Below are 12,170 nucleotides of genomic sequence, written 5' to 3' on the forward strand. Positions count from 1 at the left end.
TTTTCTGCCTCACGGAATAGATGACGCACCAGCTGTCGATACTCGCTGCAATAGGGTAGTGGCACACTGGGATTCAGTCGCCGTACATCATTTTCAGCTCATTGATAAACACTTCGACGTGCCGTTTTTCTCCCATCAACGGAGAGTGCAAAGTGGAAAACACCCTTTTTTGCGGTATGACATCCACCTTCAATGGAACGAGCTCCCCCCGATCCAGCGCCCTTTTTGCCGTGTGGACCGAAACGGCGGCAATGCCGAGGCCGCTCAGCAAGGCTTGTTTCACGCCTTCATTGGACCCGAAAATGGTACAGGACGGGTTGACCTGGCCGATGGACCGAAGCAGATAATCCGTAAATTGACGGGTGCCGGACCCTTTTTCACGCATGACCCAATGGGCTGATTGGAGGTCGGTCAACTCGACATGGTCCAGTTTGGCAAGCGGATGTGTATTCACTGCCACCAGAATCAGTTCGTCATACATGAACGGCTTGATGATCAATTCCTTTGCAGGCACACCCCCTTCGATGCAACCGACATCGCATCGCAGTTCGCGGACCGCCGTCTCTACATCCTCGGTATTTTCAATCGTCACTTCGGCTTGCAAATGAGGAAATTTCCGGTGGAGCACTGTCAATACTTCCGGCAGTAAGTATTCCCCGATTGTATAGCTTGCAGAAATCCGCAGCTTGCCGCTCACTTCTCGATGCTTCCATAAAATCTCTTCCTTTGTCTTCTCCGCCAGTTTTAGCAATTGGATCGCTCGTTCATAGAGCAATTCCCCCTCTGGCGTCACGTGAAAAGTTCGATGGGAACGGATGAGCAGGGGGACGTTCAACTCGCTCTCCAAGTTTTTAATATGAAGACTGACGGTCGGCTGTGCGAGATTCAGCTTCTTTGCCGCCTTCGTGAAGTTCTGGTGTTCCACAACGGTTATAAAGGTATTCAATTCTTCCAACAGCATCGGATGGTTCCCTCCTTACATCAGGAAAACTGATGGATTCTATTTAAAATACTCATTTTACTGATGATGGAATCCATTCTATCATGGAATAGAAGGAGAGGTTACTTTGAATAAAAATTTCTGGACAGGTATCGGCTTAACGCTGATCATCGCGGTGATCGCAAAACTGGCAACGTCGCTTCCTTATCTCTCGTTGATCGGCCCGTTAGTCATCGCGATTTTAATCGGAATCATATGGAATACCTTTTTCCCCGTCCGGAACACTTGGGAGCCGGGCATCCAATTTTCATCCAAGAAACTATTGCGCGCAGGAATCATTCTACTTGGGATGCGGTTGAATCTAAGCGATATTGCAGCGGCGGGATGGCCTGCTTTTCTACTGGCGACGAGCAGCGTCGTCATCGGGATTTCGGCTGTATATGGGGTCGCGAAACTGCTAAAGGTCGATAGCACGATCGGCTTCTTGACCGCCTGTGGAACAGGGATTTGCGGCGCGGCAGCCATCGTCGCTGTTTCATCGCAAATGAAGGCGAGGGCCGAACAGACCGCAGTGGCCGTGGCAATCATCGCACTGCTCGGCACGTTGTTTACGTTCCTCTATTCGATCTTCTATTCGGCACTGGGGCTGTCGAGTGAAGCGTACGGCATGTTCGCAGGCGGCACGCTTCATGAAATCGCGCATGTCGTGGCAGCAGGGGATGTTGGGGGAGCCGCAGCTCTCGATTTGGCGTTGGTCGTCAAATTGACGCGGGTCATCCTGTTAGTTGTGGTCGCAGCAGGCGTCGGCTTCTGGATGGCGAAAAGGAACCGGCAGGAAGGGGAGGCTTTCAGCTTCAGGAAACTCCCGATTCCATGGTTCATTTTCGGATTTTTGGCGGTGAGTGCCATCTACTCGACTGGGATTGTACCTGAGCAAGTTGCGTCCATGCTTGTATCATTGGCTTATATCTTGATGGCGATGGCGATGGCAGGCCTCGGATTGAACGTAAAATTGGCCGCATTCAAACGGGCAGGTGCCAAACCTTTCATTGCCGGATTGGGTGGAACAATCGTCCTAGTGGCAGTCGAATATGGGTTTATCCGTTTTTTATTTTAATAAAAAAGAAAGGCTGTCCGACATTCCGGACAGCCTTTAAACGTTACACAATGGAATAATTTTTATGGGAGACAACGGTCAAGTTGGATGCGGCACCGATCCGTTCAGCATCCGCCTCCGAAAGCTCAACAATGACAGAGTTCTCCAAAATTTTGAAGATCGTGCCATTTACTCTATGATCATTACGGACGAATGAAATCTCTTCGTCGATTTCGCGCGCAGCGACAAAATCGCATACATCCTTTTCCTTACGTGGAAAGGCCATTCAGATTCCCCCCAATGTCTAGTCTCATCTCGCAAATAAAAAAACTTAGGCAGTACCTAAGCGTGGGAGATGGCGACAACTATATACCTCGTTGGAAGTTGTCTTCCTATTATTGTATCATAGTTTTAAATAATATGGAAATTCCAATAGGTTTTTCAGTATTAAAGGTGGATTCTTTCAATCTGTCGTGCGAACTGTCCGTCGCCGGATTACAGGGTTGACATTATACCTCGAGGGGTATATTATAAAGACAATGAACACGGAGAAAGGAGCTGATAACATGGAGTACAGCGATCAGGTGAAAAATCGGTTGAAGCGGATCGAGGGCCAAATTAAAGGCATCTTACGTATGATGGAAGAAGACAAAGATTGTAAAGACGTCATTACACAATTATCGGCTTCCCGTTCGGCAATCGATCGCGCGATTGGCGTGATCGTCAGTACGAATCTGATTTCCTGCATTCAAAATATGGAAGAGAACGATGCAAGGGTGCAAGAGGATATTGTAAAAGAAGCAGTTGATCTTCTCGTAAAGAGTCGCTAATGACTCTTTCTTTTTCGGAATAAAATATACCCCATGGGGTAATTATTAAAAAGGAGAGATTGTATTGGAAGAAACGAAAAAGACGACGATCGTCTTGTTCAGTGGAGATTATGACAAGGCGATGGCCGCGTATATCATTGCAAACGGGGCGGCGGCCTATGACCATGAGGTGACCATTTTTCACACGTTCTGGGGATTGAATGCACTGCGAAAAGACGCAACAGTACCTGTGAAAAAAGGCGTCCTGGAAAAGATGTTCGGAAAAATGATGCCTCGCGGAGCCGATAAAATGGGCATCTCCAAAATGAATTTTGCGGGCATGGGACCGAAAATGATCAAACATGTCATTAAAAAGCATAACGCCATGACATTGCCGCAATTGATCGATATGGCGCAGGAACAAGATATCAAATTGGTCGCCTGTACGATGACGATGGATCTTCTTGGGCTGGATCAAAAAGAATTGATGGATGACGTAGAATACGCCGGGGTTGGCGCCTATCTGGCAGATGCACAAGACGGCCAGGTGAACTTATTCATTTAAAAGGAGAGAGAAACAATGAAAGAAATCACGGCTACGGATCTACTAGAAGCGATGGAGAAGAAGGAACCGATCCATCTAATCGACGTCCGCGAAACGGATGAAGTCGCAGAAGGGAAAATTCCGGGGGCGGTCAATATCCCGCTTGGCCTATTGGAATTCCGTCTACATGAATTAGATAAATCAAAGGAATACACGATGGTTTGCCGTTCGGGAGGGCGCAGCGGAAGAGCTGCACAATTGCTGGAGAGCCATGGATATAGAGTGGTCAATATGACGGGCGGCATGATGGCGTGGGACGGTCCGACCGAATAATTTTTTCGCAAAAATAAATACCCATAGGGGCATAAGTAAAGGAGAACATGCAATGATCCAATCTCATGTAATACTTGATGCAAAAGGATTGGCGTGTCCGATGCCGATCGTCAAGACGAGGAAAGCGGTAAAAGAAATGGAACCTGGTGAAGTGATTGAAGTTCAGGCTACGGATAAAGGTTCGACAGCAGATTTGAAAGCTTGGGCGGACAGTTCGGGGCATCACTATTTGGGCACCATCGAAAAGGATGGCCATCTGAAGCATTATGTCCGAAAATCGGCAGGAGAAGAAATCGCAGAAACACGTCATCCGCATATCGTCTCCAATGAAGAACTCCAAGCTATCTTGGAGGACCATGCTGGCGATATCGTGCTGGATGTGCGCGAATCGGCGGAATATGCGTTCAGCCATATCCCGGGTGCTCTTTCCATCCCATTGGGGGAACTTGAGGACCAAATGGCGGCTCTTCCGAAGGGGGCACCAATCTATATCGTATGCCGAACTGGAAACCGCAGCGACTTGGCTGCGCAACAGTTGACGGAAGCCGGTTTCACGGATGTCAAAAATGTCGTTCCCGGAATGAGTGCATGGAACGGGCCGAGTGAAAAATCTATTTAGAGAAGAAATACAACAGGGGGTATGAAAAATGTCACTTAAACCGATGACAGCAAGTGAAATGACGAAAAAGATTGTAAAGAAAGAACCGGTTTTCATTCTCGATGTACGAAATGATGACGCATTTGCCGACTGGAAAATCGAAGGGGAGCACATCCAGCATCTCAATATCCCTTATTTTGACCTGTTGGATGGTGTGGAGGATATCATGGACCAGCTTCCGACCGATCAGGACATCGTAGTCGTCTGTGCCAAAGAAGGTTCTTCCGTGATGGTAGCGGAGATGATCGCAGAACAAGGCAGGGCCGCTTTCTATTTGGAAGGGGGCATGAAAGCTTGGAGCGAACATTTGGAACCGGTCAAAGTCGGTGATTTGGCGGATGGAGGTGAATTGTATCAATTCGTTCGGATCGGCAAAGGATGCCTTTCCTATATGATCGTTTCCCACGGGGAAGCGGCAATCGTCGATGCGACCCGGATGACGGATGTGTTCATAAGCTTTGCGGAAGAATTGGACGCAAAAATCACTCATGTGTTCGACACGCATTTGCATGCCGATCATATTTCGGGAGGACGTAAAATCGCGGAGCAGGTGGGCGGTACGTATTGGCTTCCTCCGAAAGATGCAGGCGAAGTGACATTTGCCTATGAACCGCTCGAAGAAGGGCGGGACGTCCGGATCGGCAAGTCGACGATCGCCATCCAACCTCTTTACTCGCCGGGGCATACGATTGGTTCCACTTCCTTCGTGGTAGACAGCAAGTATTTACTGTCAGGCGATATTTTGTTCATCGATTCCATCGGACGTCCGGACCTCGCCGGTTTAGCAGATGACTGGGTCGGCGATTTGCGTGAGTCTCTCTATAAACGGTATAAGGAGTTGTCCGGAGAACTCCTCGTCCTTCCCGCTCACTTCATGATCATCGATGAATTGAAGGATGACGGCAGTGTCGCGGAGAAGCTAGGCGTTTTATTTGAACAGAATCATGGGCTGAATGTGGAGAGTGAAACTGAGTTCAGGAGAATGGTGACGGAGAATTTGCCGCCTCAACCGAATGCGTATCAGGAAATCCGGAAGACGAATATGGGTCGAATTACGCCTGATGAAGAGACGCAACGTGAAATGGAAATCGGCCCGAATCGCTGTGCCGTACGATAATTCAACTAAAGGAGAAGATATATATGGAATCGACAAAATTTTTAGATGCAAAAGGGCTCGCCTGCCCGATGCCTGTCGTCCGCACAAGAAAGGTGATCAAAGAATTGGCGGAAGGTGAAGTCTTGGAAGTTCATACGACGGATAAAGGTTCGGTGGCGGATTTGACTGCCTGGTCCAAGTCGAGCGGCCATCAACTGTTGGAGCAATCCGAAGAGGCCGGCGTCTTTCGCTTTTGGATCCAAAAGGGCTGACGACCGCGAAAGGAGGGGGTTGAAATGGATTTCGCTTTTATTGTGACGATGTTCCTGATCGGATTTATCGGCTCATTCATCTCGGGGATGGTGGGAATCGGTGGGTCGATCATCAAGTACCCGATGTTGCTCTATCTCCCGCCGGTGCTCGGAGTGGCAGCGTTCACCGCCCATGAAGTGTCGGGGATCAGCGCCATCCAAGTGTTTTTTGCAACGATTTCTGGCGTCTGGGCGTATCGGAAAAGCGGGTTGATCAACAAAGCGCTCCTCCTTTATATGGGAGTCAGTGTTCTGCTCGGAAGTTTAATCGGTGGATTCGGCTCGGACCTGCTGTCGGAGAATATGGTCAACCTGGTCTATGGTCTGTTGGCGACCATCGCCGCCATCATGATGTTCGTTCCGAAAAAAGGGTTGGACAATATTCCAGCCGAACAAGTGACATTCAATAGATGGCTGGCGGCAAGTCTCTCATTTCTCGTCGGGATTGGAGCCGGAATCGTCGGTGCAGCGGGTGCGTTCATCTTAGTACCGATCATGTTGATTGTCTTGAAAATCCCGACCCGCATGACGATTGCCACATCGCTGGCGATTACGTTCCTCTCCTCCATCGGTTCGACAGTTGGGAAAGTAGTGACCGATCAAGTACTATATGGCCCTGCCGCCATCATGGTCGTTGCCAGCGTCCTAGCCGCGCCGCTTGGAGCGAAAGTCGGCCAAAAGATGAATACGAAAATATTGCAAGGGATTTTGGCAGTTCTCATCCTGGGAACGGCTGTCAAAATATGGATGGATTTTTAATGAACAAGGGCTGGCATGAGAATCAGTGAAAACTGAATCTCGATGCCAGCCCTTATCTGTTTTTCAAAGCATGAAGTGAACTAGTAGTTGTCTAATCAATGGATAGAAGAACTTTTGGCAGCTTTAGAAGGCAAAGCCAGAGAAAAAATGGCGCAGACGAGCGATATTACCACCACACCGGCTCCGACACTGGCCGTGCTGACCACAGAACCGGTAGAATCTAGCACCGCTCCGCCAATGCCCGAACCCAGGGCAATCCCGATTTGAAGGGCAGAGTTATTCAGGCTCTGGTGTATATCGGAAGACTCGGGATCGGTGTTGATCAGATAATTTTGCATAGGAGGCGCCAAAGCCCAGCTCAATGCGCCCCACACCATCATTACACCAAAAAATACAATATGGGAAAACGTGGAGTAGGGAAGCACGAAAAGGATGAAAGCAAAAGATCCGATGACAATCAAAATACTTTTCGGCGATCCGATTTGATCAGCTAAGGTTCCCCCTAAAGCGCCGCCGCTTACCGCTGCAATTCCAAAAAGAAGATAGCTGATGCTGATCCAATACGGGTTGAAATGCAAAGTGGTTTCTAGAAAAGGTGTAAAATATGCATAAACGGTATAGTGGCCGGCTAACATGAACATCATCGCTAAATGTGCGCCCACAATTTTTAAATTTCCGAGGGATTTTATCTGTGCCGATAGCGGCAGGATATTCCCCGAAGGGACTTTCTCCAAAAGTGTATAAACCAGTACAGCGGAACCGATTGAAAGAACAGCGATCCCTAGAAATACGGTACGCCAGCCAAATGCCTCGGTCACGATGATCCCGATCGGTACCCCCAACACAAGCGAGGAGCTGATTCCCATATAAATGATGCCCAATGATTTGGCCCGATGCCTCGGCTCTACAATCCGGGAGGTAATGGTCAGGGACAGTATGATAACTAACGATGCACTCATAGCTGTGATGATTCTGGCGGCCATGATGAGTGAAAAAGTAGGGCTGAAATACGTCATTAGATTTCCGATGAAAAATACTGTCAACGCGATAAGATACAACTTTTTCCGCTCTATTTTTGCGGTTACCGATAAAAGGACAGGACCGGAAATGGCATACACAAGAGCGAATACGGTAATAAGTTGTCCAGCAGCATGAAGGGACACCTGTAAATCCTCCGCGATGATAGGCAAGATCCCGCCGACAATCAACTCGACCAATCCAACAGTGACAGCGGCTGCTGCCAGTATGAAAACTTTAAAATTCATAAGAAAATACCTCCAATATACATAAAGATGCTCTGTAATTAAATTTCTAGGCATAAAAAAATCCCGACTACAATTGAATTATGTAGTCAGGATGTTACGGTTCCTGGTAGAGACCCTCAAACCATATTATTGAGGTTATACATACGGAGCTTATAAAAAATTTCTGTTTTCAAACCTACCATACTTATGCTGATTTATCAAGTCTCGGAAGGCGGGAATGTTTTCTATACCGTTTTTTTCTTTTTAAATACGGCTGAAACCCGGTTTTCCTGTCCATTTCGCAGGCGTTTAAAGTTTTCAAGATGCTTCCAAATAGCCAAAAAGAACAACAGCGCGGCCAAGCCGACTTCCCAAACACCGCCGATCCAGAAAGCAGTGAAAAGAAGGACAACGTATAACGCCATCACTCCGAAGACAATAAAATCCGTTATGCAAGTGACGACGATGAAAAGGAGTAGACCAATAAGTCCCAATTTCCAATCAAGGGCGAGCAGAATTCCGATCAGTGTAGCTGTCCCTTTCCCACCATCGAATCCCATATGGAACGGGAAGATATGCCCGATGACCGCGGCTGCACCTGCAAGGAATAACAAGGCGGTGCTACTGCCCGCGGATAATCCGGCAAACTCGATCGCCCAGCCTGTCAGCCAGACGGCCACCACACCTTTTCCGATATCTATCAAAGCGACAAGCGCACCGAATTTCTTGCCTAAGACGATGGTAGCATTGGAGGCACCTGCGTTTTTGACGCCGGTCTCTTTCAAATTGACTCCAGATAGTTTTTGAGCGACGACCGAACCGTGCAAGCATCCGATTGCGTATCCCCATAGCAAGACTCCGAATAACCAAATACCCATAAAAATTCCCCCATAGTCGGTATACCTTGAGTATAGCATCTTTAAAGTAACCGCAAGTTTCAGAAATTTTTCAATAAAACCTTGACAAAGAAACCGAGCAACCTCTATACTGTTTCACAAGATGGAAAACTGAAATCTACATAACTCTTATCAAGAGCGGCGGAGGGACTAGGCCCTGCGATGCCCGGCAACCGGCAAGTCAACCACTTGTTAAGGTGCTACTTCCTACAGATTCGTGCAAACGGTCTGAAAGATAAGGGGAGGAATAGCGAAAGCATAACCCTCTTCTTAAGCGAAGGGGGTTTTATTTTATCTGAATCTGGTAGATGCTCAATTACCTGTTGAATTCAGAGCAAGCCTCCGGCGGATATCGTCATAGATCTTTTTAGAGGAGCTTTTCGAGCAAAATCGAGAAGAATTAGGGATCAATTACATCAATTGTTTCCAACCCCTGCCGCGCCTGTAATTCCATCTAAACCACTACACTTTTGGAGGTAATCAATTATGTCCAGTTTGCATCCTGAAACACTTTTATTGCATGGCGGTCAGAATCCCGATCCGGTAACGGGATCTCGCGCGTTGCCGATCCATCGTACGACTTCTTTTGTTTTCCGTGACACGGAGCATGCACAAAATCTGTTTGGTCTTAAAGAAGCGGGCAATATTTATACACGCATTACAAACCCGACTGTATCGGTCTTTGAAGAGAGGATTGCTCTTTTGGAAGGCGGTTCCGCAGCGGTTGCACTATCCTCCGGGATGGCGGCCATCGCGTTCTCCGTTATGAATATCGCGGGTGCGGGAGATGAGATCGTAGCGGCAGGAAATCTCTACGGTGGGACATACAATCTATTCGCCGTCACATTACCGCGCTACGGCATTAACGTGAAATTCGTCGATGCAACTGACCCTGAAAACTTCCGTGCGGCTATAACCGATAAAACAAAAGCGTTGTTTGCCGAAACGATTGGAAATCCGAGTCTCCACGTCTTGGATATCGAGGCAGTGGCGAATATTGCACATGAAAATGATATTCCGTTATTGATCGACAATACATTTGCTTCCCCATACGGTTGCAACCCGATCGAATTCGGTGCTGACGTCGTCATTCATTCCGCGACGAAATGGATTGGCGGCCATGGCACGACTATCGGCGGCGTAGCAGTTGATGCAGGAAAGTTCGATTGGACGAAAGGCAAATTCCCTGGCTTCACAGAGCCGGATGAAACCTATCACGGACTCCGCTATGGCATTGATACGGCAGGTGCCGCATTTGCAACGAAACTGCGCGTACAACTATTGCGCGATTTCGGACCTTGCCTGGATCCGGACAGTGCATTCAACTTCCTGCAAGGATTGGAAACACTTCATCTACGTGTGACAAGACACAATGAAAACGCGCTGAAAGTAGCGGAATTCCTGCAAGAGCATCCTTCCGTCGAATGGGTGACCTATACAGGGTTGGAAGATCATCCATCCTATGGGGCAGCGAAAAAGTATTTGAAACACGGTGAGGGTTCTATTATTGTATTCGGCATCAAGGGCGGCCGTGAAGCAGGACGGAAAGTGATCGACAACGTGAACATCTGGTCACATGTAGCCAATGTAGGGGACGCAAAATCACTTATTATTCATCCTGCTTCGACGACTCATCAACAATTGAGCGCAGAAGATCTGATTACATCCGGAGTTACAGAAGAACTCATCCGTTTATCTGTCGGATTGGAATCGGCAGAAGATATTATTGCCGACTTGAAACAAGCCATCGAAAAAGCGACAGCTGAAGAAGCTTGATATCCAATCAAAAGAGCGATTTCCCATTCGAAATTGCTCTTTTATTTTGGTTATTTAAATCATTAGTAGTTATATGAATATATTTATTGATAGATAAATAGGCATGTAGGACTATTGTTTTATTCATCTTCGGATGGGGTTATTTGGATTCATTTTCAAAGCTGTTGGATTTGCAAACAAGTAAAAAAATAGCCTGAAACCATAATGAAAGAGCTTTCAAACCTTGACTTTCAGTAGTGAATTATCAGAAATTAGTATTGACTTTATATAAAATATGTATTAATCTAATGTTTATATTACAGATAAACGTGAATTCGTTTATAATTTGTTATATTAATTGCAACTAAACTACTATGCAATTGGGAGGAAAGGCTATTATGTATAATCCAGAAATTGAATCAGCCTCACGCACTCAGATGGAAGAGTGGCAGTTGAGCGGTCTGCAGTCAACGGTGAAAAGTGTCTATGAGAATGTGGAATTTTACAAAAAGAAATTTGATGAACTAGGCATCAAGCCAGAGGATATTCAATCTATAGATGATATTGTAAAACTTCCTTTCACGATCAAGAAAGATTTCCGTGATCAATATCCATATGGTCTATTCGCTGTTCCAATTGAAGAGGTAACCCGTATCCATGGTTCTTCCGGGACAAGTGGAAAGCCTACAATTGTCGGGTACACCGAAAAGGACTTGAAAAACTGGGGAGTAATCGTAGCTAGAGCACTCGTTGCTGCGGGTGGTCAAAAATCGGATGTCTTTCATAACGCTTACGGATATGGATTGTTTACAGGCGGACTGGGTCTTCATCAAGGGGCTGACGAATTGGGTGTCGCGACGGTTCCGATTTCAGGAGGAAATACAGAGCGCCAGATTACACTTATTAAAGACTTGAAGCCTAGAGGGATCTGTGGTACGCCATCTTACATTTTAAGTATCGTTGAAAAGATGGAAGACTTGGGCATGAATCCACGTGAGACCGAATTGAAGTACGGTATTTTCGGTGCGGAAGCTTGGTCTGAAGAAATGCGTGCGACGCTTGAAGAGAAATTGGATATTAAAGCAGTTGATATTTATGGTCTAAGTGAAATCATGGGGCCGGGCGTTGCTGTGGAATGCCACGAAGCGCAAGACGGACTGCATATAGCAGAGGATCATTTCCTAATCGAAATCATCAATCCGGATACACTTCAACCGGTACCGGATGGCGAAGATGGAGAAGTTGTCTTTACTAGTCTTCAAAAGGAAGCGCTGCCAGTCATCCGTTACCGTACAGGTGATATCGCTTCCATTACTCGCGAAAAATGCAAATGTGGCCGTACGACAACTCGGATGTCCCGTGTAAAAGGCCGTACGGATGATATGTTGATTATCCGCGGTGTAAACGTTTTCCCTTCCGAAATGGAAAGAGAGCTTCTGAAAATCGAAGGATTGTTCCCGGTCTATCAAATCCACCGGATCCGCAAAGGCGCCATGGATGGCATCGAGCTTCATGTTGAATGCGACTCAGCTTTGTATGCGGAAGTGGGAGAAGATCTGACCCATGGATCGATTGCCGCGCTTAAGAAAAAAATCCAACATCAAATGAAATCGACATGCCTCATTTCAGTTGATGTCGTCATCAATGCACCAAAAACAATTCCACGTTCGGAAGGAAAAGCGATCCGTTTGATCGATAAGCGGGAAACGAACCCGATCGGTGTTTAAGG

At 47.0% G+C, this 12,170-nt stretch carries 14 protein-coding genes and 2 riboswitches; of the genes, 10 read left to right on the plus strand and 4 right to left on the minus strand.

What is annotated here, in order from left to right; translation table 11 throughout:
- Positions 1-73: 73 nt before the first annotated feature.
- The gene (locus tag OXB_RS06115; RefSeq protein ID WP_041072709.1) at positions 74-961 is read right to left on the minus strand and encodes a LysR family transcriptional regulator; all 888 of its coding nucleotides are present in this window, start codon (positions 959-961) and stop codon (positions 74-76) included.
- Positions 962-1,067: 106 nt separating this feature from the next.
- Between OXB_RS06115 and OXB_RS06120 the strand changes: the two genes are divergently transcribed.
- Positions 1,068-2,057, plus strand: a complete 990-nt coding sequence (locus OXB_RS06120) for a YeiH family protein (protein ID WP_041072711.1) — start codon at positions 1,068-1,070, stop codon at positions 2,055-2,057.
- Positions 2,058-2,100: 43 nt separating this feature from the next.
- Here the strand turns inward: OXB_RS06120 and OXB_RS06125 are convergent, their stop codons facing one another.
- Positions 2,101-2,322, minus strand: coding sequence for a DUF2187 family protein (locus tag OXB_RS06125; protein WP_041072713.1), 222 nt, complete (start codon positions 2,320-2,322; stop codon positions 2,101-2,103).
- Positions 2,323-2,602: 280 nt separating this feature from the next.
- Between OXB_RS06125 and OXB_RS06130 the strand changes: the two genes are divergently transcribed.
- The 7 genes from OXB_RS06130 to OXB_RS06160 all read left to right on the plus strand — a co-directional run bounded on the left by OXB_RS06130 (position 2,603) and on the right by OXB_RS06160 (position 6,546).
- Complete coding sequence (locus OXB_RS06130) at positions 2,603-2,866, plus strand: metal-sensitive transcriptional regulator (RefSeq protein ID WP_041076361.1); 264 nt, start codon at positions 2,603-2,605, stop codon at positions 2,864-2,866.
- Between the two features lie 64 nt (positions 2,867-2,930).
- A complete protein-coding gene (locus OXB_RS06135; RefSeq protein WP_442852887.1) occupies positions 2,931-3,410 on the plus strand; it encodes a DsrE/DsrF/DrsH-like family protein in 480 nt (159 codons plus the stop codon).
- 15 nt (positions 3,411-3,425) lie between these two features.
- Complete coding sequence (locus OXB_RS06140) at positions 3,426-3,722, plus strand: rhodanese-like domain-containing protein (RefSeq protein WP_041072717.1); 297 nt, start codon at positions 3,426-3,428, stop codon at positions 3,720-3,722.
- A 52-nt stretch (positions 3,723-3,774) separates the two neighbouring features.
- Entirely contained in the window at positions 3,775-4,341 is a 567-nt protein-coding gene (locus OXB_RS06145; protein ID WP_041072719.1) for a sulfurtransferase TusA family protein, read from the plus strand.
- Positions 4,342-4,369: 28 nt separating this feature from the next.
- On the plus strand, positions 4,370-5,497 hold the full coding sequence (locus OXB_RS06150; RefSeq protein ID WP_041072721.1) for an MBL fold metallo-hydrolase: 1,128 nt from the start codon (positions 4,370-4,372) through the stop codon (positions 5,495-5,497).
- Between the two features lie 23 nt (positions 5,498-5,520).
- Positions 5,521-5,748: a sulfurtransferase TusA family protein gene (locus OXB_RS06155; RefSeq protein ID WP_041072724.1), complete on the plus strand. Its 228-nt coding sequence runs from the start codon at positions 5,521-5,523 to the stop codon at positions 5,746-5,748.
- 24 nt (positions 5,749-5,772) lie between these two features.
- Positions 5,773-6,546 (plus strand): sulfite exporter TauE/SafE family protein, encoded by a 774-nt coding sequence (locus OXB_RS06160; protein ID WP_041072726.1) that lies wholly within the window; start codon positions 5,773-5,775, stop codon positions 6,544-6,546.
- 95 nt (positions 6,547-6,641) lie between these two features.
- Here OXB_RS06160 and OXB_RS06165 read toward each other — a convergent pair whose 3' ends face one another.
- Positions 6,642-7,811 (minus strand): MFS transporter, encoded by a 1,170-nt coding sequence (locus OXB_RS06165; RefSeq protein WP_041072728.1) that lies wholly within the window; start codon positions 7,809-7,811, stop codon positions 6,642-6,644.
- A gap of 63 nt (positions 7,812-7,874) precedes the next feature.
- Positions 7,875-7,974: riboswitch (purine riboswitch) on the minus strand.
- 61 nt (positions 7,975-8,035) lie between these two features.
- Positions 8,036-8,668, minus strand: coding sequence for a glycerol-3-phosphate acyltransferase (locus OXB_RS06170; protein WP_041072730.1), 633 nt, complete (start codon positions 8,666-8,668; stop codon positions 8,036-8,038).
- A 144-nt stretch (positions 8,669-8,812) separates the two neighbouring features.
- Positions 8,813-8,928, plus strand: a riboswitch (SAM riboswitch).
- A 244-nt stretch (positions 8,929-9,172) separates the two neighbouring features.
- On the opposite strand from OXB_RS06170, the gene OXB_RS06175 reads away from it, so the two are divergent.
- Together OXB_RS06175 and OXB_RS06180 are read left to right on the plus strand one after the other, a co-directional pair.
- Positions 9,173-10,462 carry an O-acetylhomoserine aminocarboxypropyltransferase/cysteine synthase family protein gene (locus OXB_RS06175; RefSeq protein WP_041072732.1) on the plus strand — a complete coding sequence of 430 codons (1,290 nt, stop codon included), beginning with the start codon at positions 9,173-9,175 and terminating at the stop codon, positions 10,460-10,462.
- 377 nt (positions 10,463-10,839) lie between these two features.
- Positions 10,840-12,168 carry a phenylacetate--CoA ligase family protein gene (locus OXB_RS06180; protein ID WP_041072734.1) on the plus strand — a complete coding sequence of 443 codons (1,329 nt, stop codon included), beginning with the start codon at positions 10,840-10,842 and terminating at the stop codon, positions 12,166-12,168.
- The last annotated feature ends 2 nt before the right edge of the window (positions 12,169-12,170 follow it).

Origin of the sequence: Bacillus sp. OxB-1, from assembly GCF_000829195.1 — a bacterium.
Lineage (GTDB): Bacteria > Bacillota > Bacilli > Bacillales_A > Planococcaceae > Sporosarcina.

Bases quoted from the DNA above. Each gene is read 5' to 3' on its own strand.
- OXB_RS06160 (WP_041072726.1), top strand. From the start codon at position 5,773: ATGGATTTCGCTTTTATTGTGACGATGTTCCTGATCGGATTTATCGGC.
- OXB_RS06175 (WP_041072732.1), top strand. From the start codon at position 9,173: ATGTCCAGTTTGCATCCTGAAACACTTTTATTGCATGGCGGTCAGAAT.
- OXB_RS06165 (WP_041072728.1), bottom strand. From the start codon at position 7,811: ATGAATTTTAAAGTTTTCATACTGGCAGCAGCCGCTGTCACTGTTGGA.
- OXB_RS06155 (WP_041072724.1), top strand. From the start codon at position 5,521: ATGGAATCGACAAAATTTTTAGATGCAAAAGGGCTCGCCTGCCCGATG.
- OXB_RS06140 (WP_041072717.1), top strand. From the start codon at position 3,426: ATGAAAGAAATCACGGCTACGGATCTACTAGAAGCGATGGAGAAGAAG.
- OXB_RS06125 (WP_041072713.1), bottom strand. From the start codon at position 2,322: ATGGCCTTTCCACGTAAGGAAAAGGATGTATGCGATTTTGTCGCTGCG.
- OXB_RS06130 (WP_041076361.1), top strand. From the start codon at position 2,603: ATGGAGTACAGCGATCAGGTGAAAAATCGGTTGAAGCGGATCGAGGGC.
- OXB_RS06170 (WP_041072730.1), bottom strand. From the start codon at position 8,668: ATGGGTATTTGGTTATTCGGAGTCTTGCTATGGGGATACGCAATCGGA.
- OXB_RS06150 (WP_041072721.1), top strand. From the start codon at position 4,370: ATGTCACTTAAACCGATGACAGCAAGTGAAATGACGAAAAAGATTGTA.
- OXB_RS06145 (WP_041072719.1), top strand. From the start codon at position 3,775: ATGATCCAATCTCATGTAATACTTGATGCAAAAGGATTGGCGTGTCCG.
- OXB_RS06115 (WP_041072709.1), bottom strand. From the start codon at position 961: ATGCTGTTGGAAGAATTGAATACCTTTATAACCGTTGTGGAACACCAG.
- OXB_RS06180 (WP_041072734.1), top strand. From the start codon at position 10,840: ATGTATAATCCAGAAATTGAATCAGCCTCACGCACTCAGATGGAAGAG.